The 21983-nt window shown below is 50.3% G+C and carries 18 protein-coding genes and 4 tRNA genes; 9 read left to right on the top strand and 13 right to left on the bottom strand.

All coding sequences use genetic code 11. From position 1 onward, the window contains the following. Window positions 1–88: 88 nt before the first annotated feature. Window positions 89–2539 carry an ABC transporter permease gene (locus tag AC51G0_RS04080; protein WP_496300784.1) on the bottom strand — a complete coding sequence of 817 codons (2451 nt, stop codon included), beginning with the start codon at window positions 2537–2539 and terminating at the stop codon, window positions 89–91. Next, window positions 2536–3210: an ABC transporter ATP-binding protein gene (locus AC51G0_RS04075; protein ID WP_496300783.1), complete on the bottom strand. Its 675-nt coding sequence runs from the start codon at window positions 3208–3210 to the stop codon at window positions 2536–2538. Before AC51G0_RS04075 ends, AC51G0_RS04080 begins: the two co-directional genes overlap by 4 nt. Here AC51G0_RS04075 and tesA point away from each other — a divergent pair. From tesA to AC51G0_RS04055, 4 genes are all read left to right on the top strand, one after another. After that, a complete protein-coding gene (gene tesA / locus AC51G0_RS04070) occupies window positions 3209–3808 on the top strand; it encodes a multifunctional acyl-CoA thioesterase I/protease I/lysophospholipase L1 (protein WP_496300782.1) in 600 nt (199 codons plus the stop codon). The genes AC51G0_RS04075 and tesA overlap by 2 nt on opposite strands. Window positions 3809–3892: 84 nt before the next feature. Further along, window positions 3893–4171 carry a hypothetical protein gene (locus tag AC51G0_RS04065; protein ID WP_496300781.1) on the top strand — a complete coding sequence of 93 codons (279 nt, stop codon included), beginning with the start codon at window positions 3893–3895 and terminating at the stop codon, window positions 4169–4171. A gap of 143 nt (window positions 4172–4314) precedes the next feature. Continuing rightward, the gene (locus AC51G0_RS04060; protein ID WP_496300780.1) at window positions 4315–5142 is read left to right on the top strand and encodes an SDR family oxidoreductase; all 828 of its coding nucleotides are present in this window, start codon (window positions 4315–4317) and stop codon (window positions 5140–5142) included. Between the two features lie 637 nt (window positions 5143–5779). Beyond that, the gene (locus AC51G0_RS04055; protein WP_496300779.1) at window positions 5780–6634 is read left to right on the top strand and encodes a co-chaperone YbbN; all 855 of its coding nucleotides are present in this window, start codon (window positions 5780–5782) and stop codon (window positions 6632–6634) included. 87 nt (window positions 6635–6721) lie between these two features. Here the strand turns inward: AC51G0_RS04055 and cueR are convergent, their stop codons facing one another. Continuing rightward, window positions 6722–7117: a Cu(I)-responsive transcriptional regulator gene (cueR, locus tag AC51G0_RS04050; RefSeq protein ID WP_496300778.1), complete on the bottom strand. Its 396-nt coding sequence runs from the start codon at window positions 7115–7117 to the stop codon at window positions 6722–6724. A 219-nt stretch (window positions 7118–7336) separates the two neighbouring features. Here cueR and AC51G0_RS04045 point away from each other — a divergent pair, with 219 nt between their 5' ends. Both AC51G0_RS04045 and AC51G0_RS04040 read left to right on the top strand, forming a co-directional pair. Next, window positions 7337–10414 carry a cation transporter gene (locus AC51G0_RS04045; protein WP_496300777.1) on the top strand — a complete coding sequence of 1026 codons (3078 nt, stop codon included), beginning with the start codon at window positions 7337–7339 and terminating at the stop codon, window positions 10412–10414. Window positions 10415–10604: 190 nt separating this feature from the next. Continuing rightward, complete coding sequence (locus AC51G0_RS04040) at window positions 10605–11468, top strand: TraB/GumN family protein (protein ID WP_496300776.1); 864 nt, start codon at window positions 10605–10607, stop codon at window positions 11466–11468. A gap of 345 nt (window positions 11469–11813) precedes the next feature. Here the strand turns inward: AC51G0_RS04040 and AC51G0_RS04035 are convergent. The 4 genes from AC51G0_RS04035 to AC51G0_RS04020 form a co-directional block, all read right to left on the bottom strand. After that, window positions 11814–11890, bottom strand: a tRNA-Pro gene (locus AC51G0_RS04035). 63 nt (window positions 11891–11953) lie between these two features. Next, window positions 11954–12030, bottom strand: a tRNA-Pro gene (locus AC51G0_RS04030). Window positions 12031–12093: 63 nt separating this feature from the next. After that, window positions 12094–12170, bottom strand: a tRNA-Pro gene (locus tag AC51G0_RS04025). Window positions 12171–12233: 63 nt separating this feature from the next. After that, window positions 12234–12310, bottom strand: a tRNA-Pro gene (locus tag AC51G0_RS04020). A gap of 358 nt (window positions 12311–12668) precedes the next feature. Between AC51G0_RS04020 and AC51G0_RS04015 the strand changes: the two genes are divergently transcribed. Continuing rightward, the gene (locus tag AC51G0_RS04015) at window positions 12669–12809 is read left to right on the top strand and encodes a DUF3149 domain-containing protein (RefSeq protein ID WP_428477798.1); all 141 of its coding nucleotides are present in this window, start codon (window positions 12669–12671) and stop codon (window positions 12807–12809) included. A gap of 120 nt (window positions 12810–12929) precedes the next feature. Beyond that, complete coding sequence (gene smrA / locus AC51G0_RS04010) at window positions 12930–13511, top strand: DNA endonuclease SmrA (protein ID WP_496300775.1); 582 nt, start codon at window positions 12930–12932, stop codon at window positions 13509–13511. Between the two features lie 57 nt (window positions 13512–13568). On the opposite strand, the gene AC51G0_RS04005 is transcribed toward smrA, so the two are convergent. The 6 genes from AC51G0_RS04005 to AC51G0_RS03980 all read right to left on the bottom strand — a co-directional run bounded on the left by AC51G0_RS04005 (window position 13569) and on the right by AC51G0_RS03980 (window position 19620). After that, on the bottom strand, window positions 13569–14183 hold the full coding sequence (locus tag AC51G0_RS04005) for a LysE family translocator (protein ID WP_496301864.1): 615 nt from the start codon (window positions 14181–14183) through the stop codon (window positions 13569–13571). An 81-nt stretch (window positions 14184–14264) separates the two neighbouring features. Next, window positions 14265–15185 carry a LysR family transcriptional regulator gene (locus AC51G0_RS04000; RefSeq protein WP_496300774.1) on the bottom strand — a complete coding sequence of 307 codons (921 nt, stop codon included), beginning with the start codon at window positions 15183–15185 and terminating at the stop codon, window positions 14265–14267. Window positions 15186–15191: 6 nt separating this feature from the next. Beyond that, the gene (locus AC51G0_RS03995; protein WP_496300773.1) at window positions 15192–15569 is read right to left on the bottom strand and encodes a lysozyme inhibitor LprI family protein; all 378 of its coding nucleotides are present in this window, start codon (window positions 15567–15569) and stop codon (window positions 15192–15194) included. A gap of 53 nt (window positions 15570–15622) precedes the next feature. Next, window positions 15623–16108 (bottom strand): Cys-tRNA(Pro) deacylase, encoded by a 486-nt coding sequence (gene ybaK / locus AC51G0_RS03990; protein WP_496300772.1) that lies wholly within the window; start codon window positions 16106–16108, stop codon window positions 15623–15625. Window positions 16109–16238: 130 nt separating this feature from the next. Then, on the bottom strand, window positions 16239–17912 hold the full coding sequence (gene ushA / locus AC51G0_RS03985) for a bifunctional UDP-sugar hydrolase/5'-nucleotidase UshA (protein WP_496300771.1): 1674 nt from the start codon (window positions 17910–17912) through the stop codon (window positions 16239–16241). 349 nt (window positions 17913–18261) lie between these two features. Then, a complete protein-coding gene (locus tag AC51G0_RS03980; protein WP_496300770.1) occupies window positions 18262–19620 on the bottom strand; it encodes a Na+/H+ antiporter NhaC family protein in 1359 nt (452 codons plus the stop codon). A gap of 402 nt (window positions 19621–20022) precedes the next feature. On the opposite strand from AC51G0_RS03980, the gene AC51G0_RS03975 reads away from it, so the two are divergent. After that, the gene (locus tag AC51G0_RS03975) at window positions 20023–21906 is read left to right on the top strand and encodes a methyl-accepting chemotaxis protein (protein ID WP_496300769.1); all 1884 of its coding nucleotides are present in this window, start codon (window positions 20023–20025) and stop codon (window positions 21904–21906) included. Window positions 21907–21983: the final 77 nt, after the last annotated feature.

Below are 21983 nucleotides of genomic sequence, written 5' to 3'. Positions count from 1 at the left end.
AATCAAGCTCTTGCTCTAGGAACTAGATTCAAGGAACCCACTCCTGCTCTATATCCAGGATCCAGGTTCTAGGTTCTAGCTACTGCTTTTACCCTTTCAACGGCAATAACAGCTGCTTGATCATCGAGCGGATAATCACCACCACCAGCGCCAGCGACAATAGGGGGAGAATAGCCCACAGCCACGGGTGCCCTTGCACCGGCAGCTCAAAGCCCCATTTCACCAAGGCAGCCACCACCGTTTCTGCACCAGCCGCCGCCATGACACCTGCGATCAATGCCATGATCCCATACTCCCCCCATACGGTGGCGGAAATACGCTTGCGGCTCGCACCCAGTGTGCGGTAGAGCTTAATTTCCGTTTCACGCTGTGACAAGCTGAGCCTTAGCAAGGTAAGTACCAGCAGCAGGCCACTGCTGACCCCAAGGACAGCCAGTACCGAAAGTGACAGGGACACCTGCTGTAAGATTGCCTGGATCCGGGTTGCCATGGTTCGAAGATCCAACAACGTTACCGTCGGGAAGTCACGCCCAAGCTGGTTAACCAATGCATTCCGGTCGGCTTCAATCCGGTAACTCACCAGCCAGGTTGCGGGCAGATCTGCCATGATATCTGGCGTAAAAATAAAGTAAAAATTCGGCCGCATATTACGCCATTCTACCTGGCGGATACTGGTTACGATGGCACTAAATGGCTGGCTGCTGACATTGAATGTCAGCTCATCGCCCAATCTGATCCCCAACCGTTCAGCGATACCAGACTCAACCGAGACACCGGACAACTTAGACCATTCGCCCTCAAGAAGCTCATTATGTACCGGTATGGTGTCGCGCCAGGTAAAGTTAAGCTCCCTTCGGAGCGACTCATCCCGCTCTTCACCTTTTCTCCTTTCCGCCAACAAATCTTGCTGGTTGATAGCGGTCAGTCGCCCACGGATCACCGGGTAGCTTTCTGAGCGTACAACCTGATTGCGGTCCAGCTCAGCCAAATAGCCCTGCTGCTGCTCAGGGCTAATATTCAGTGCAAACACATTAGGAGCATCAACCGGCAGGGTTTGCTTCCAATCTGCCAGCAAATCGGTTCTCAGCAGCCAGATCACTGCCAGCAGCATCAAGGAGCTGGTCAGGGCTGCCAACTGGGCTCCGGTAGCCAATGGGCTGCGACTGATCCGGCTCAGCGCCAGTTTGATAGCGGCTCCCCATTTTCCCCGTTTAAGCAAGGCGACAACCAGTAATCCCAACAACGCCAGTATGCCCAGCAAGGCAGCCAGCCCGGCAAGGGTCAACCACATGAATTTGTTTCCGCCAAACCAAATCAAGGCCGCGAAAACAGGTAACAGCACCAAGGCATAACCATGTCGTTTGGCCGGCCAGTCAACCTGCTGCTGGATCACCGATATTGCAGGTGCATCAACTAAACGCAATAAAGAAATACCCACCCCGGGGATGGCCACCAATAATGCCACCATCAAGCTAACTGCCAGGGGAGTGATGCCTATTTCCGGTAAGGGCTCGGGTAGCACATCAGCTAGAGGGAGCCTCAATAAAAACTCGAGCAGCCAGCCAATGGTTAATCCAGCCACCGCCGCGATGGCAAACAGCATGGTTAACTGCCTGGCCAGCCAGCGCCACAGCCAGCGTTTGCTGGCGCCGAGGCTTTTCATCATGGCAACCGTCTCGACCCGGGTCGAGGTGTAATGCAAGCAGGTCAGCACCAATGTTGCCGTCGCCATCAGGATCACTAAAATAAGAGTCAAGGAAAGGTATTGCCTAGCTCGCTCAATCAAGTCACCAGTTCGCCCCTGGGTTGTTTCACTGATCCAACGCTGGCCGGGCTGTAATCTAACGCTCTGCTGCAGTTGGTTCAGTTTGTCATCGGAGCCACTGAAATAAGCGCGAAACTGTACCCGGCTGCCCGGCTGTATCGCACCGGTTTTGGCTAGGTCGCTGTTATGGATCAATACCGCAGGCATCTGACTGAATGGGTTGAAAGAGAGTTCCGGCTCCTGGGCAATTTTTCCCGCGACCTTAAGCTCGGCATCACCAATGGCAATCACATCTCCCCGTTGTACAGCCAGCAAAGAGAACAGGCGGTCAGCCAGCCACAGCTCACCCGGCTGAACCCGGTGCTGAACTTCCGCTCCCCGCAGTACCAACTCACCACGCAACGGGAAATCACTCCCCACCGCTTTCACACTGACCAGCTGCATTTCCTGCTCGCTAAAAGCCATGGTGCCAAAACGGGTCTGCTGTGAGACGGTTAACCCCAGCTCCCGCGCCTGAGAGAGCAAGGATCCCTCGAGCGGGTTAGCCGAACGAAATACCAGATCAGCGGCTATCATGGATCGCCCCTGATCAACCATGATTTTCTCAACCCTCACCACTAGTGCCGACAAAGCAAACACACAGGCAATAATCAACGTCAACGCCACCGCAACCGGCCACAGCTGGCCATGCCACAGTTCCCGCCAGCTCCACCTCAGCAGCAATGGCTGTTTAAGGGGTTTCACCAGCTGATTAGTTTCACTCATTTCCGTCATGCTGCCTCCACACTTCCGCCCTGGATCCGTAACGTCCGATCACAGCGCTGCGCCAGCTGCGGATCATGTGTCACCAGCACCAGTGTCGTCCCGTGATCCCGGTTAAGGGCAAATAACAAATCAATCACAGTTGCAGCGGTATGCTGATCAAGGTTGCCTGTCGGCTCATCGGCAAACAACACTTGGGGCCGGGTCATAAATGCCCGGGCCAAGGCTACCCGCTGTTGCTCCCCTCCTGATAGCTGAGAAGGCAAATGGCTTTCCCGCCCTTCAAGGCCGACTTGTTGCAATAACTCTGCCGCCCGCTGCTCATCACCGTCTTCGCCTTTGATAATGGCTGGCAACATTACATTTTCCAATGCACTGAGCGATGGGATCAGCAAAAAGCTCTGGAATACAAACCCTATCGCGCTACTGCGCAATGCCGCCCTGGCTTCATCATCAAGCCGGGACAGCGCCTGGCCCAGTAACTCAATCTCACCACTGGTGGGAATATCCAGGCCTGCCAACAAAGTCATCAGAGTGGATTTGCCCGCACCGGAAACGCCCACTAATGCAATTGCTTCTCCCTGCTCGACCTCAAGGGAAACATCCTGCAAAATGGTGAGCGATGATGACGCGGTCATCACCTGTTTGGATACAGATAGAGCCTTAATCACGGAAGTTGACATGATGCGATTCCTTTCAGTTTTATTGATCGTTTTTTTCTCGCTAAAAGCCTACGGCAGCACACTGCTGGTTGTCGGCGACAGCTTAAGCGCCGGTTACCAAATGGCCGAAGAACAAAGCTGGCCAGTCCTGATGGAGCCGGTTCTGGCACAGCAAGGGCACTCGATAACAGTCGTAAATGCCAGTATTTCAGGTGATACCACAGGTAATGGCCTGGCTCGGTTACCCAAATTATTACAGCAACATAATCCAGACTACGTCATTATCGAGCTAGGCGCGAATGATGGTCTGCGTGGATTCTCTCCTTCTACTATACGCAATAACCTCAGCCAGATGATCACCCAGATCCATGCAGAAGGTGCAAAAGCACTGTTAGTGCAGATCCAGGTACCGCCAAACTACGGCAAACGCTACAGCGAGGTATTCAGTAGTATTTACCCCCAGCTAAGCGAACAATATGATGCGCCGCTGCTGCCTTTTTTCCTGGAAAAAATCATTTTAAAGCAAGAATGGATGATGGATGACGGCCTGCACCCCAAACCCGATGCCCAGCCCTGGATTGCCCAGTTTATGGTGTCTGAGCTAACCCCGTATCTTTAATAAATGATCCCGGCACCTTATTGCTACCTGATTTTTTTGACTAAGCTTCTATCTGTTAACTAACCAGATAGTGAGTGGGTGGATATGTTAAGGGAAAATGTATTAATTCTAGGTTTAGTGGCTATTGTTCTCGGCATAAGTGGTTGCCAGAACGCCGAACAGGGCACATATACGTTATATAAGGATTATCGTTTGCAATCCAATAACAAAGCTTACGCAATAGGCACAAATAAGATTGCAGGGGCAGCATGGGGAGCACGCGACCCTCAGGAAGCCCAGAAGCTAGCCATCGAAACCTGCATAAAATTGGGTGGGGAAAATTGCAATGTTATTGATATTAACGGTTCATCATTGAGGTACTGAAGCGATTCAATATCGAACCCGATCTATATATCAGCAATCCGGTTAAACAAGAACAGCTAGATACCAGGCACTAGCTGTTCTTTTTTTGTGTTTCACTATTTTTTCTGGGCGTTACAATCAAAAAAAACACTTAAGGAACAAGAATGAAAGAAGCGATTCTGATCACCGGATGCAGTAGCGGTATTGGCCGGTATTGTGCCGAACAGCTACATAAGGCGGGTTACACAGTGGTTGCCAGCTGCCGCAAGCCTGAGGATGTTGCAGAGCTCCAACAGCAAGGGCTACATTGTATCCAGCTAGATTTAGACGATACCGCCTCAATTCATGAGGGCATTGAAGCCTGCCTGGCACTCACCGATGGCCGTATTGACGTGTTATTCAACAATGCGGCCTACGGCCAGCCCGGGGCACTCGAAGACCTACCCACCCATGCACTGCGGCAACAATTTGAAACCAACCTGTTTGGCTGGCATGAGCTCACTCGGGCCGTTATTCCGGTTATGCTCAAGCAAGGCAATGGAAAACTGATCCAAAACAGCTCGGTACTGGGACTAGTGGCAATGAAGTATCGCGGGGCATACAATGCCAGCAAATTTGCCCTGGAAGGCTATACCGATACCTTGCGCCTTGAACTCAGGGATACTCCACTCCACGTCAGCCTGATTGAACCGGGCCCTATCGAGAGCCATTTCAGGGAAAATGCCAAACAAAAGTTTGAACAGCACATCGACATGGCAGGATCACGCCATCATGCCAGCTACCAAAAGACCTTAGATCGGCTAGGTAAATCATCGCCTTCAAATAAATTCACCCTGTCTCCTGACGCTGTATTAAAACCATTGCAGGCTATTATTCACAGCGAGCAACCAAAACCCCGCTATTACGTTACCCAGCCAACCCATGTCTTTGGTTTCCTTCGCCGGGTACTGCCAGTCCGTTGGCTGGATCAGATGCTAAGCAAGAGTGACTGAACCAACACGTCTAAGATACCGGCAACGTTAATGAAACAGAGCTAATTTGCCGGTATTTGCTGGTATCGTTGCATCGCTCTTACTAAAAAAAACAATTATCTCTGATCAAAAAAGCCTCGGTTCAGAGTTTTCAAATGCCAGAAATATCGCTTAGCACCCCAAATCAAAGAATTTAGCCAAAAAAGATAAGAAACGTAATATTAGTGTCATATTAAAACGTTAACTTATCCAGGTAAGCTGAAAGGGGGCCCTACTGGTCCCATTTCTGTCGCCGTTCAAATCGTGAAAAAGATAACCAGGTGTCGTCATGACGTTGCGCCAAATTAATATTCTTTGTGTCTGTGTGACACTCGCCTTACTGTTAACATTGCAAGCGTAAAAAGGAGAGCCCGGCTCTCCTTTTTATTGCCTGTTTTCCGGTACTACGATTCAACGCCACAAGTCATGCCCGAGCGACCTTAACCCACCCTCACGACGACGTCTTCCGACAACTACTGAACAACACCAATACCACCGATGTGCATCTTATTTGACACCAATAACAAGCCAAATAACGTGTTCAGAAGAATACCTCTTGATTTTTCAGCAATTAACCCCATAAATAACTACAAAGGCCACTAAAATAAAGAGCAGCAGCATGTATGAAAAACTAGCGATCGAACTTAACGAGCAGAACCTGCAACAAGTTATTGAAACTTCGATGCAAACCCCGGTGGTGATCAGCTTTTGGGCGCCTTCGATGCCTGAAACAGCAGACGTTAACAACATCTTAGAAAAAATCGCAGCGCAATATCAGGGGCAGCTAGTACTGGCTACCTTGGACTGCGAAAGCCAACAGATGGTTGCAGCTCAGTTCGGTGTTCGCGGTTTGCCAACCGTTGCACTATTTAAAAATGGCCAGCCTGCAGATGGCGCCGCAGGGCCACAGACAGAAGAAAGCCTGCGCACCATGCTAGGCAAGCACCTGCCAAGCCAGGAAGAACTTCAGCTTAAACAAGCTCTGGCATTAGTCGACAGCCAGGAATACAGCCAGGCCCTGCCGGTCCTGCGCGAGCTATCAGCGCATTTTGGTCAAAACAGTATTATTACCTTGGCCATTGCCGAGTGCCTGGTTGAAACTTCCCAGTTCGATGAAGCAGAAACGCTGCTAGAAACGATCCCAATGCAGGATCAGGACGCCAAGTATAAAGGCCTGATTGCCAAACTCGAACTGCACAAACAAGCCAGCGACTCCCCGGAAATCCGTCACCTCGAAGAGCAGCTAGCAAACAACCCTGCCGATACCCAGGTGGCGTATGAGCTTGCTGTCCAGTACAGTCAGGTAGAGCGAGCGCAAGAGGCACTAGAGCTACTGATCAAAATCCTGCGTAAAGACATGAACTTTGCCGATGGCAATGCCAAGAAAACCATGATGGATATTCTGTCAGCACTCGGCCAGGGTAATGCAATAGCCAGCCAATACCGCCGCCAGCTATATTCACTACTGTACTGATCGAGTTTCAGCTTTCTTCCTACAGCAAAAAGCCGCGCATCCTTCGCGGCTTTTCTACCAGTATCTCCTAGTGTCATTCGACACCCACTAGTCTGAATGGTTACATAACCCCTCGATGATCGGGCATTGGGCACTATCATTTCCCGGACACTGCTTGGTGAGTGCCTCAAGGGTGGCTTTCATCTCTATCAATTCTGCAATCTTGTCATCAATCTCTGTTAGTTTTTGCTCCGCCTTGGCTTTCACGTCCGCACTACGGCGCAAGGGATCGCGTGAAAAAGCCAGCAATTCCCGGCATTCGTCCAGGGTAAAACCAACCAAACGCGAACGACGGATCAGCTGGAGTTCATTGATATTGTTCTGGCTATAACGACGATAACCATTGCTGGCCCGAGACGGTACAGTAATGATCCCCTTGTCTTCATAGAATCGGATTGTTTTTGCAGTCAGGCCTGTTTGCTTGGCAACATCACTGATATTCACTTCTCATCCTTACAGTTCCTGGAAGGTTGTACTTGTATTATTCTGCAAAAATTCCGGAAAAAGCAAGCCTCAAAGCATCAGCAGGCAAATAGTGACTAGCCTCACCCAGATAAGTTTGACATTCCACTTGCTGGAAGGTTTATTCTCAAGGCATTATTGAAATAGTGGCTGAAAGAGCAGTCATTTTGTTGCTGTCTGATCATAGCTAAGGAAAGACACATGGCTGAGTTTACCCTTCCGCTAGGCAAAGTTCGCTGTATGGGCTGTGCGGGAAAAATCAAGGCATCGTTAACTGCATTGCCCGGTATTGAATTTGCTGATGTTAATACCCAGCGGGCCGTTGTGCGCGGCGATACCGAGCTCCTTCCCCTTATCAAAGCCATTACCGAGCTCGGCTATGAAGCAGGCTATACACATTCGCTACCATTGGCCGGCCTTTCGTGTGGCAAATGCGTAAAGAAAGTCGAGTCCGAACTTGCCGCCAACCCACAAATCGTTGATTTCACCGTTAGCAAATCCCTAGCATCGGTTAGCGGTACGATCACCGAACAAGCATTAACGGCAGTCATTGAAAAGCTCGGCTACCAAGTCATTCCCCATCAACAGCATAGCCTGCCGCTCAGCGGCCTGTCTTGCGGCAAGTGCGTCGCCAAGCTCGAAGCTGCATTTTCTGCCAGCCCTGAGATTGACAGCTTTTCAGTCAGCAAAAGCCACGCTGAGGTAACGGGCTCATTATCGAAAGAAGCGGTGATCACGCTCATTGAAGAAACGGGCTATCAAGTGCCGACCGCACAAGTTGTCAAACTGGCCCTCTCAGGCCTAAGCTGCGGAAAATGTGTAGCCAAGGTCGAAAAGGCACTCGAAGCACATCCACATGTCACCGATTTTAAAATCAGCAAGACACAAGCGGACGTCACAACATTCATCGATGCCGAAACGCTTATTGCAGTCATTAACGAATTAGGTTTCACCGCCCAGCAGCCGCTGGCTACCGAGATTCCTGCTGTAGAGCCTGCCAAAGCCAACTCGCCAGCAGCTGAAGCTCCGCGACTAGAAGCTGCCAGCCGCGAAACCACCCAACTTCTACTCTCCGGCATGACCTGTGCCAGCTGTGTATCCTCTGTCGAAAAGGCTATTCTCAGCGTCCCCGGTATCACCAGTGCCAATGTCAACCTGGCCGAAAGAACAGCACTCATTGCTGGCAGTGCCCCGGTAGAAACAGTAATTTCTGCTATTACCGAAGCCGGTTATGGCGCCGAGCAGAGCGAAGATGAACAAAGCCGCCGCCAACGGCAGCAGCAACAAAACGAACAAACCTTCCGCCAGCACCTACGCAATGCCTTTATTGCCCTGGGAGCCGGGATCCCGATGATGGCATGGGGGATCTTTGGTGGTAGCATGATGATTGACTCAGCGGCCAGCCAGTTAAGCTGGGGCTTTATCGGGCTCCTGACATTTATCCTGCTATATACTACCGGTCGCCATTTCTATATTAATGGCTGGAAAGCCTTTAAACACCACCGCGCCACCATGGATACCCTGGTGGCGCTGGGTACTGGCTCTGCCTGGCTGTATTCCATGCTGGTTGTCATAACCCCCGATATTTTCCCTATGCAGGCCCGGCATGTGTATTTTGAGGCCTCAGCGATGATCCTAGGCCTCATTACCCTGGGGCATGCTCTTGAAGCCAGGGCCCGAAGCCGCACCTCGAAAGCACTTGAGCAGCTCATTGATTTGCAACCGCAAACGGCCATTATCGTCACCCGGGAAGGTGAGCGGGAGGTACCATTGGCCGAGGTGAAAACCGGATCTCTGCTGCGGCTTCATCCGGGTGCCAAAGTGCCTGTAGATGGTACGATTGAAGAAGGACAAAGCTACCTTGACGAATCAATGCTGACTGGTGAGCCACTCCCGGCCAACAAACAGCAGGGTGACAAGCTTCACGCCGGTACTATCAACCAAAATGGCAGCCTGCTGTTTCGTGCCGAGCAAATCGGTAACGACACCATGCTGGCACGTATTATCAGCCTGGTTCGCCAGGCGCAAAGCAGTAAACCGGCCCTCGCCCGCCTCGCCGATACCATCTCGGCAATTTTCGTTCCTGCGGTGATGATCATTGCCATCATTACAGCGATGATCTGGTACTACTTCGGCCCTGAGCCGTCTTCCGTCTATATGCTGGTCACGGCAACCACAGTACTGATCATCGCCTGCCCCTGCGCACTGGGACTGGCTACACCTATGTCTGTCACTGTCGGGGTTGGCCGGGCTGCAGAGTACGGCGTCCTGATCCGCAATGCCGAAGCCATGCAAATAGCGGCGGGGGTCGATACCGTTGTACTGGACAAAACCGGCACCCTGACTGAAGGTAAGCCTCAGGTCGTTGATAGCCGTAGTTACAATGGTGCCGACAGTGATAACCTGCTTGCACTATCAGCCAGCCTGGAACAAGGTTCCGAGCATCCTCTGGCCAGGTCCATCGTCAATGCAGCCAAGGCTCGCTCTCTAACACTATCTGCACAGTCAAAGTTCAAGGCAATGCCTGGCTTTGGGGTATCAGGCTCCGTCAACGACCACCAGCTTCTTCTTGGCAACTGGAAACTAATGGCACAGCACAACATCGACATTTCCCTGGCTGAGAGCGATGTCAACGCTATCGCCCGCCAAGGGGCCACCCCTATCTATGTGGCTATCGACAATCAACTTGCCGGCCTGCTAGGAGTGAGCGATCCGCTTAGGAGTGATTCTGTCGCAGCAATCAACCGCCTGAAAAAGATGAACCTTGATGTCGTCATGCTAACGGGTGATACCGAAACAACCGCAAAAGCCATCGCTCGACAGGCAGGTATTGATACTGTGATTGCCGGGGTACTGCCTGATGGCAAGGCCGCGAAAATTGCCGAGCTACAGCAACAAGGAAAGCGCGTGGCCATGGTCGGTGACGGGATCAATGACGCACCGGCATTGGCTCAGGCCGAAGTGGGTATTGCGATGGGAAGCGGTAGCGATGTGGCCATTGAAAGTGCCCAGCTAACGTTGATCCGTCACTCCTTACATGGCGTTGCCGATGCGTTGCAGTTATCTGCCGCCACCTTGAAAAATATGAAGCAAAACCTATTTGGGGCGTTTGTCTATAACACCCTTGGCATCCCCATTGCCGCAGGTATTCTATTCCCGCTCACAGGTGCCCTGCTCAGCCCGGTGATCGCCGGAGCTGCGATGGCCCTGTCCTCAATCACTGTCGTCAGCAATGCCAACCGCCTGCGGTTGTTCAAACCCGGATACCAGGAGAAATAATATGATTGCACTTATAGGCTTGGCAGCTATCGCTTTTATTATCTGGTGGTTTTGGCTACATCCCGCCACCAAAGGCTAACCGCTATGATTTTTTAAATACGGTTCGCGTTCACTTTCTCCACCGTTAGCCATAATTACAGATAACTGATATAACCCTGTCAGTTATCTGTCTTATTAAGCCACGGTGATCATGTTTAAATCTTTGTTATCTAAAGCGCTACTTTTGCTGCCTTTCGTCACAGCCCAGGCATTTGCCGAACCTATCGTCTGGCTGGCCAAGGACTCCCAGCGCCAGTTCGTCCTACTAGGATCAATCCATGCAGGCGATCATAATTTCTACCCGCTACCGCAAGTGTTTCGAGATTATTGGCCTCAGGCCAACGGGCTGGTTGTCGAGGCCAATATCCTCCAACCTGCCAATGTGGCAATAGATCGGAGTGTCCCAACCAGTGATACCCTGCTCAACAAACATGACAAAGAAGCCCTGGTTGGTATCGCCAAACAGGCAAAGATTCCCTACCAATCACTCATCCATAGCCCCCCCTGGCTAGCAGCCATGAACTTACAGATGGCCATGGCCTCACAGGCAGGCTTAAACCCAGAACAAGGTATTGATATCGTTTTGCTTCAGCGGGCTCAAGAGCAACAGCTGCCAATTTTGGAACTTGAGAGTGTCAGCCAGCAACTGGCATTGATGGAGAGCCTACCGGATTATGGCGAAGATCTTCTACTAAGCACAATTCATGACTGGAATGAAATGCAGTCGGAACTATCTTGCCTAATTGCGGCCTGGAAGGCAGGCGATCTTCAACATCTGCTTTCACTACTGGAAAGTAGTCAGTATTCAGAAATCACCGAAGATAAACTACTTTTCGATCGCAACCATAACTGGGCGAATCAACTGACCAATAAGGCGAGTTACCAGCAGGGCACCTATCTTGTTGTGGTCGGTGCAATGCACCTACTAGGCAAGCAGGGCCTACCAGCATTGTTAGAAAAGCAGGGATTTACGCTTAAGCGTATGACAGAAGGCAAGAAAACTCAGTGTGAATAGATAACAGTGGGGGCGAGGTCCTGGATCCTACCGTTCAGGCTCTACGAGCTTCAAATAGAGTCTAGGTCCTGTTCTTCCTAGGGCCAGTTTTTCCCTGAAACAAAAAAAGCCTCGTCCTAAGTCCGGGACGCGCAGTTGAGGCTTTCGAAAAGTGGTCGGTGAAGAGCCAATTCAAGGTCTCAGGGAACCCCCGACCCTCTGGTCCGCCTTATACAAGAGCATGAGATGCGTCACCAAGCTGCGCTATTCACCGACAATACAACAACTAAGAGTGAGTTGATAAAACTCATCAACTAATCCTCAGAAACAAAAAAAGCCTCGTCCTAAGACGAGGCTTTCGAAAAGTGGTCGGTGAAGAGGGATTCGAACCCCCGACCCTCTGGTCCCAAACCAGATGCGCTACCAAGCTGCGCTATTCACCGACATCATATGTTTTACATCTTACCAGATGACTCTGCCCGGTTTACACCCAACAGATTAAATAGTGGTCGGTGAAGAGGGATTCGAACCCCCGACCCTCTGGTCCCAAACCAGATGCGCTACCAAGCTGCGCTATTCACCGACATTATATGTTTTACATCTTACCAGATGACTCTGTCCGGTTAACACCCAACAGATTGAAGAGTGGTCGGTGAAGAGGGATTCGAACCCCCGACCCTCTGGTCCCAAACCAGATGCGCTACCAAGCTGCGCTATTCACCGACGTTATATGTTTTACATCTTACCAGATGACTCTGCCCGGTTAACACCCAACAGATTGAAGAGTGGTCGGTGAAGAGGGATTCGAACCCCCGACCCTCTGGTCCCAAACCAGATGCGCTACCAAGCTGCGCTATTCACCGACTATTTGATTTTCAGTATACCCTGTTGAGGGTCGCCCTCTGGTCCGCTATTCCCAAAATCAGGATGCCCTACCAAGCTGCGCTATTCACCGACAAATCATCAGCAGTCTTGCTGCTGAGGCCGCTATAATACTCACCCATTAAATTAACGCAAGTATTAAGCCGTATTTTTTTTGAATCTGAATTCGTTTGTTCATCTAAGCAGCAAAACCATGAAAAAACTAGCAGTTAAGTGATCTCAGGCTCATCACTCAGAACAGTTATTAAACAATGCGCCTACCATTGATCCAGATCATCGTAACATTTTCGTTTCATTGGGTATCTTGTAGCCACTATCCCACGACTTAAAGGACTTAACATGGATTTTTGGCTAGATCTTCTATTTGGCAATGCCGTTGGACTGTCTTCAATGATAGTGATCTTTGGAGCCCTGGGATTGATGCTATTTTTCGGCGGCTTCTTTGTTTACAAAGTGCTGTCAGCACCCTCTCCTCACTAGAGCCATTAAGCAAAATAATTTGCTTGCCAGGGTCAAAGTGTCGGTCTTGACCCTGGATTTCTTTTTGTGCCGGAATGAAATTGGTATAATCGCCTTACCATAGTTAAATTTCATACCACCATGTCAAATTCCGATGAACTTGATCTCTTTCGAGAGATGATGGCCGATGTCTCGCCACTCAAACAAGACCAGGTTGAAACCGTTCATAAACATCAGGTTACTGAAGCTCATCTCGCACGCCGACTTGCCGCACAAACCCTGTCAGACAGCGATCCCGAATATCTTTCGCTCGATCATGCGATGATGCTCAAACCGGATGATATGGTTGAGTTTAAACGAGACGGCGTTCAGGATGGTGTGTTTCGTAAACTTCGCCTTGGTAAATATGAAATTCAAGCTCGGCTAGATTTACACCGCAAAACACTAAAGCAAGCCCGCGATGAAGTGCTGCACTTTCTCAAACAGTGCCAACGTATGGATATACGTACTGTGATTATCGTCCATGGCAAGGGCGAGCGATCGGATCCCCCAGCCCTGATGAAAAGTTATGTTGCCACTTGGCTGGAACAAATTGCCGATGTCATGTGCTTTCATTCGGCACTGCGTCAACACGGTGGTAATGGCGCCTTGTACGTCATGCTAAAGAAAAGCCCGGAGCGCAAGCTGGATAACCGTGAACGGCACCAGAAGCGCCAGAGCTGACGCAATATCGCCGCGATCAAAAAAGGAGCCAAGGCTCCTCTTCTTACATCCGAACCGCTACGCCATCACCACAACCCGCAATGCCAGCAAAATCAGAACGACACCGGATAATCGGTCAATCAACTGAGCTTTAAGCCGTAATTTGTCCAATACTTTTGGGTTGGAGAGTACAAAGGCAATCAAGGTATACCATAGCCCGTCGACCAACAGTGGCGTTGCAACTATCACTGCCCGACTGGTCATTTCTGTTCCGACCGCGACAAACTGGCTGAACAAGGCCAGAAAAAACAAGGCTAGCTTCGGGTTTAGCAGTGAAATCATCAAACCATCACGCGCCGCGGCTCCTAGACTGACCTGCTTTCCTGCAGCTAGCTTTGCGGCAACACCACCTTTGGAAAGCAGTGCATTCACACCAAGATAAGCAAGGTATGCAGCCCCAGCGTAAGTGATCACCGAAAACAACGTCGGGGACTGCTTAAGTACGACAGCAAGGCCAAGCAATGTCAGCAGTGCGTAGACTCCGACACCACAAGCATGTGCCCAGGACGTGACCACCCCATGCAGTCTTCCTCCAGCCAAACTATGCTTGGCCACTACCGCCAAGCTCGGACCCGGCGACATTGCCCCGAGCATACAAATCATTAATAACGAAAGCCAAATACTGAATGTCATCATCTACTCCTTAAGCTGGAGCCCAAGGTAACAGCCAGAAGTCATTAGCTGAAATCAAAAGAAATCATTACTACTATGATTTTAAGTCATAGTGATGGAATACATCGAACCTCGCATCACTGCCAGAACCTGCTCCCTTAGCCAACGATGGGCAGGATCATTATCAAACCTTGGATGCCACAACAGCCAATATTTATGCTCAGGAGCCGGGATCGGTAACGACATGTAAGTAATAGGAAACATACGCTTCATATTGAACCCAATATGTTCGGGGATCACCATCAGCATATCGGTTCGGCACACAGTATGAAAAGCAGAACCAAAAAAAGGCACAGAAAACTGGATATTGCGTGCTAAGCCCAACTCGGCAAGGCTATGATCGACAAAGCTGTCTTTATCTCCACCACCCGAGACTTTCAGATGATTATATTGTACAAACTCATCGACAGTCAGCGATGCTTTGTTTGCCAGCGGATGGTCATTACGCATCACACACACCGGGTAGTCAGCCCCGATAGAACAACCACACAGCCCCGACGGGATCTGAGGTAGCATGGTGGACACCAGCTGAATATCCTTATCGGCCAGTTGGTCAAACTGATCGGGCGACCATAGCTGGTAGGCAAGACTAAGCTGGGGCGCCTGCTGCTGAAGCCGCTCCACGATATCTGGCAGAATATACTGCGCTACATAATCAGACGATGACAAGACAACTTTTCCCTGCCAGGCCATCGGATCAAACTCATCACTGGCAAACAGTTCCTGGCATTCTGCCAAAACGCCATCCAGCTTCGTCTTGAGCTGCTCGGCCTTCGGTGTCGGCAATAGTCGATTACCATCTCTTACCAGCAAGGGATCGTTGAACAATTCGCGAAGCTGGTTGAGCTGGCGGCTAACCGCCGACTGGGTGATACAGAGCCGCTCTGCCGTCCGGCTAACATGGCACTCATCCAGCAATACCTGAAGCGTACGAAGCAGGTTTAAATTAATATGCTTGATCATAAATCCCTACTTCGAATAACCATGCAGCCGTTCCTTTTGTTCGACCGTCAGGGTCTGCAAACAATCTAAATAGCCCTGTTCAGCTCCGTTCCCCGAACCGTAACTAGCTCTGATAAATAAACACTGCTGCTCTCGCCACTGCCTGAATGCGGCTTGGGATTGCAGAAAAAACGCCTCGGCGCCAATATCTGCTGAGCTGATCGCATCTAGCTCAGCCATATTGTTCTGAACCTGATTTTCAACGCTTTGCAGTTGCTGCTCCGCCTGTTGGTACGCTTGCTCCAAACACCGTGTCAGGGCCTGGTGGCCTTCACTTTGCTGGCTACACTGGGCCAGCACAGAAGCTTGCAGCTGAGCAGAAAAAAGGATAAAGAATAGACTCAAACAACATAGCTTCAATGGGTGTTCCTCCTTGTAAGCCTGGCAGACAAACAACATTAACCGTTGGTACTTTTAGCGATGGGCGCAAAGCTTCCCCGCGTCAGTGACAGCAGATCTTGGGGTGCCAGTTCGATTTCCAGGCCGCGGCGACCAGCACTCACACAAATAGTGCCGAACTGTTCGGCTGACACATCAAGAAATGTTGGCAAGCGCTTCTTCTGCCCTAACGGGCTGATACCACCAACAATATAGCCCGTTATCTTTTCGGCAATTTTAGGATCTGCCATATCCGCTTTCTTGCCGCCTGCAGCCTTGGCTGCCGCCTTCAAATCTAACATACCAGCGACCGGGACAATCGCGACAGCCAGATTCTTTGCATCGCCATTTAACGAAAATAGCAACGTCTTGAATACCTGGTTAGGGTCTTGGCCCAGTACCTCTGCTGCTTCGAGGCCAAAATTAGTATTTGCCGGATCATGTTCATACTGGTGAACGGTATAATCGATTTTTTGTTTTTTCGCTAAATTGATTGCAGGGGTCATCGCTTACTCAGGCTGATTTACTCAACATGGAGTCAATATATCCAACCTACCTGCAATAAAAAAGCCCCGGCACGATGCCGAGGCTCAGACTCATACCAACGTGCACTTTCATGCAAGTCAGCCTAGAGGGTTATTTGTAAACCATCTCACCTTTAGGCGCGAACTTGTTCACATCAATTGGGCTGTTAGCCTGAAGGAACTCTTTCAGTACTTCAGCATCAACAAAACCGGTATTTACGTGGCCTGGGTGGCCTGTCACCTTAGGATAGCCGTCACCACCAGCGGCATTGAAGCTTGGGATAGTGAAACGGTAAGTCTCAGTTGGGCTCAGTGGCTTGCCACCAACCTTCACATTGCTAACCTTACCGTTTTGAACGGTCATTGAGATGCCGTAGAACTGAGCATAAGCACCTGAATCGATAGGTTTAGTCGCAACCACATTCAGGTAATCCATCACTTCGGCACCGCTCATATCTGTGTAAGTTACGATGTTGCCAAATGGCTGTACGGTCAGAACGTCTTTGTATGTAATCTCTCCTGCAGCAACCGAATCACGGACACCACCTGAGTTCATCACCGCAAAATCAGCTTTCGCACGCTGCATGTGAGAAGCCGCAATCAGACGACCTAGGTTGGTCTGCTTGAAGCGCACGACATTACGGTCACCTTCCAGCTTACCGTTAGACTGGGCAATCTTGATATTCAGCTGCTCTTGACCACGCTCCTGATACGGCTGAAGGAATGTCTTCACGTCTTCGTTCTGGGCGATCTCATTTTCAATGAAGACACGCTTCTTGCTACCATCAGCCAGCTTCACTTTCTTCTTCAGGTTCACCGGGATCAGATCATAGCTGACCATCTGTAGTTCGCCGTTTTTGAATTCAAAGTCAGCACGGCCAACGTATTTACCCCACTCGTGAGCCTGAACAATCCAGGTGCCGTTCTGCTGATCCGGCTTACATTCGTCACCTGGCTTGAAGTTCTTGTTGTACATGTTCGGACCTTCCATGCAGACCGGCTCTTGCGAGTGGCCGCCTACAATCATGTCCAGATCGCCTTCATCAACATAACGAGCCAACGCAACATCACCCGGCGCATTTACACCACGGTTACCATTTTCATAGTGGCCCATATGAGTCGCTGCGATGATCACATCAGGTTTTTCAGTCTCTTCCAGTTCAGCGATCAGTTTCTTCGCTTCGGCCTTCGGATCGCGGAAATCAACGCCGCCGATAAATTCAGGGTTACCGATTTTAGCCGTATCTTCCGTTGTCAGGCCGATAACTGCAATCTTGATGCCTTGCTGCTCAAAGATCTGGTATGCCTGGAACAAGCGCTCGCCGGTATTTTTGTCATAGATATTAGCCGACAGCATCGGGAATTCAGCCCACTCTTCCTGCTTGCGCAGTACTTCTAGCGGGTTATCAAATTCATGGTTACCCAATGCCATTGCATCGTAACCCAGCATGTTCATGCCTTTGAAATCAGGCTCAGCATCTTGTAAATCAGACTCTGGCACACCCGTGTTGATATCACCACCTGACAGAAGCAACGTTGTACCACCTTGAGCCGCCACTTCGGTACGGATCTGGTCAAGCAGTGTCTTACGAGCAGCCATGCCGTATTCACCGTACTTGTTCTGCCAGAATCGACCATGGTGGTCATTGGTGTGAAGGATTGTCAGTTTATATGTTTCATCAGCCTGCCAAGACGGTGCAGTACTGTCAGCCTGGCTCGCACAACCAGACAGTGTGGCAAGTACCGCAGCTGTTAATGCTGTTTTGGCAAATAAGCGTTGCTTCATGGGGATCCCCTTAACCGTTTATATTGTTTTTTACCAAGCGATGCGGGAGCTTACCTTTCAAGACAAATTCAAAAGGCCTCATTAACTCTTTCACTTGGTATAACCACTCACTACCACTCATCCTTGGAAATGCATAAGTAGCTGTTTCTATTTGTTCAATCGGATCAAGTTTAAATTAAACAATGTTTCCTTTTCTGTTGATTTCATTAATCTGTTGACTAGATCACCTTACAGCCAAGAAATTTTCACCAACACCTGATAACACGCAAAAAAATGCCTCGCAGTTGCGAGGCATTTGATACCCTTTTGGGATCTTTTAACCAACCGACCCTCTCGGTTGGTTTACTGTTCAGGCAGTGGCCAGCTGGCGAGCCGGGTGCTTAACAAACACCGCAACAATGGCCGCAATAGCAAGGAAGAAACAGTAGTAAGAGTGACTAACGACCTCAATAGGCGATAGGCCAAACACCGAGCCAAGCAATAGTGCCTGTGCACCGTAAGGCAATACGCCCTGGACAACACAAGAGAAGATATCCAGCAGGCTGGCAGAGCGACGCGGGGTTACACCATTTTCGACCGCTAGCTCTTTCGCTACCCCACCCGAAACAATAATGGCCACGGTATTATTCGCGGTGCAGCAGTTAGTCAGGCTTACCAAACCAGCAATCCCCAGTTCACTGGCTCGTAGGTTCTGACCTTGAGTATGATCTTTGCTAAAGACACGAATAATTCGGCTGATCAGCTGCGTCAGGTAGGCAAGCCCGCCCTGCTGGCGCATCAGCTCACTAATACCGCCAATCAGCATCGATAGCAGGAAGATTTCCTGCATATTGCCAAAACCGGCATAGATATCCTGGCCATATGAAGACAGGCTATACTCCGGTGAAGCAAACAGCCCCACCCCACCCGCCAGCAAAATACCAATACTCAGAACGACAAAAACGTTAAGGCCCGATACCGCCAAAACCAAAATAGTGATGTACGGAAGCACCTTCAGCCATTCAACGTCTGCTGCCGCAGGCACCTCTGTCGGTGTGCTGCTGAACATGAACAGCACAACGGCAATAATGGCCGCCGGAAGCGCAATACGAATATTCTCACGGAACTTGTCTTTCATCTGGCAGCCCTGAGAACGGGTTGAAGCGATGGTGGTATCCGAAATAATAGACAGGTTATCGCCAAACATAGCACCGCTCAGTACCACACCTGCCGTTAGGGCAACATCCATGCCTGCAGCCTGGGCAATACCAAGAGCAACCGGTGCAACAGCAGCAATGGTGCCCATCGAGGTCCCCATTGCGGTGGCAATAAATGCTGAAATCACAAAAATACCCGGCAGGATCATACTGGCAGGCAGCATCGACAAACCAAGGTTAACCGTGGCATCAACGCCTCCCGTTGCTTTAGCAACGGATGCAAAGGCACCTGCCAACAGGTAAATCATGCACATCGCTATGATATCGCTATGGCCGACACCACGCAGAAATTGTTCGATAGCCTTGTTTAGCTTTTCTTTGCTCAGCAGCAAAGCGGCGATGACAGCAGGCAGGGCTGCAACAGGAGCTGGAAGCTGGTAGAAAGCGAAATCCACGCCTTGCAATGTTAGATAGCTACCGACCCCAATAAATAGCGCAAGAAAAATACCCAGCGGCAATAGTGCCAATGCTGACGGAGCATTGGTTGAATTAAGTTGTGTTGTGTTCGACATGATGACTACAGGACATCTATTTTAAAATTTTCCCTAGACTAGAGCTTCCCCCTAGCAGTGTCAACTTCTAGACGTCTAAACATCTAAAGGGCTTTACTATACCCCACAATACATCTCCTCTTCCATTATAGATAAAAGCAATAAATATCATTACGTTACAAATTTGATGAATGTTTCAGGCTTTATCAAAATTATTTCCAAACCATGTCGTTATTGCCATTCGCAATAACGACACTTTATTGACCACGCAACACATAAAGCGTCAAAAAAGCCACATTCCACACAAATTGACTACCCACTATATGATACGCGTCACTTTTTCGTGCATGTCGCTCAAAATATCTATAGAATCCGCTCGAACCAATACCTCCCCCCCCTTCTTGCCTTTGAGACCAAATAACAATGAAATTGTCATTAAAACAAAAACTCATAGGAGCTAGCTTATCTGCGGTTGTTGTCATGGCGACAGCCCTAACCTGGCTAGCCGCTGACCAGCTTTTTGAGCAAACCCGCAGCAGTATCTACTCGCGGGTTGACAGCCTGTCAGCAGCCGCTACCGAAGGCATTGCAGACTGGATTTCAATCCGCAGTGACATTGCCAGCGCCTTCAATGACTACAGTACCGAAGCCGATGTCGTTCCATTTTTACAACAAGCCCGTAAAGCCGGCGGCTTCGATGATATTTTCCTTGGCACCCCAGCCGGTGGCATGTACCGCTCGCACCCTGAACGTAACCGTGCCGATTACGACCCACGCACCCGCCCTTGGTACCGCGATGCCCAGAATGCCGGTAAACAAATCATCACTACCGCCTATAAAGATGCAATAACCAATGCGCTACTTGTAACGATTGCCGAGCCGGTGATGAAAAACGGCACTATGGTCGGTGTGGTAGGTGCCGATGTACTGATCGACCAGCTGATCAATGACGTAATTAACCTCGACGTCGGCAAGAATGCCTATGCCATGCTGATCAACAAGCAGGATAATACGTTCCTGGCCCACCCGGACGAATCCCTGCTGCTCCAACCAATTAACCGCTACAGCAACGATATCAATATGGCGAGCATTGAAGCAGCCATTCAGGCAAACCAGATTGAAGCGACAACCGTCAAAGGTGAAGAGAAACTACTTCATTTTGCCCATGTTCCGGGCACAGACTGGATCCTGGGTCTGGAAATGGATCGTACGACAGAGGAAGCCAGCCACAGCAGCTTATTGCGTCAGCTGATCATCACTTCTATCATCATTACCCTGGTTGTAGTCAGCGCAGTAGCATGGTTAGTCGGTTTCCTCTTCCGCGACTTGGGCCGTGTTTCCCACGCCCTAGCGGAGATTGCCACTGGTGAAGGCGACCTGACCCAACGCCTTGAACCACGCAGCGATGATGAAGTTGGCCAACTGGCCCACAACTTCAACCGTTTTGTCGGCAATATGCACGGTATGGTCTCTCGCCTGCAAGAAGTGTCGAGTTCGCTTACCCAACAGGCCCACATCACGGCCTCGCAGGCTGAAGAGCGCAGTACCCGTATCCAGCACCAGCAAGATGAAATCAATATGGTGGCGACAGCGATCAACGAGATGGCAGCGGCGACCCAGGAAATTGCTGGCAATGCGAATAATACGGCCCGCACATCCAGTGAAACCGTCGAAGTATCAGAGCACGGCGCGGTTCAGGTCAGCCAAAGCCAACAGTCGATTACAGGCCTTGCCGGTGAAGTCGACACCGCCACTAGCGTGATTGGTGAGCTTAATACCCATGCCCAGAGCATCAACACGATTCTTTCCACTATTCAGGGCATTGCAGAACAAACCAACCTGCTAGCCCTGAACGCAGCCATCGAAGCCGCCCGCGCTGGCGAGCAAGGCCGCGGTTTTGCTGTTGTAGCCGATGAGGTTCGCGTCCTAAGCCAGCGTACCCATGCCTCAACACAAGAAATCCAGCAGATGATCGAAACCCTGCAGCAGACCACAGGCCGTGCCGTTGGCATTATGGAAGACAGCCGCCGCCTGGCTGAAACCAGTGTCGACGATGCCAATGCCGCCTCTGCCAGCCTATCGCAAATCAACAGCGCGGTGACGAATATCAGCGATATGGCAACCCAGATTGCTTCCGCCGCTGAAGAGCAGTCGTCGGTGACGTCCGAGATCACCCGTAACACCGAGGGAGTCCGCGATGTCTCCAACGAGTTGGCGGTAGAAGCTGAGGAAGCTGCGAAGCAGGCAGCCGAGCTGTCTCACCTATCGCACGAGCTGCAGCAGGAAATCAGTCGCTTTAAGCTTTAAGCTTTAAGCTTTAAGCTCTAAGCTCTAAGCTCTAAGGCCTGAAGCGCTCAATCGTTGTTTCGTTGACAACAACTAAA

It is taken from the genome of Photobacterium sp. HL06, assembly GCF_059552575.1.
The sequence above is the reverse complement of the archived record's forward strand: the minus strand, read 5'-3'. Positions and strand labels throughout refer to the sequence as shown.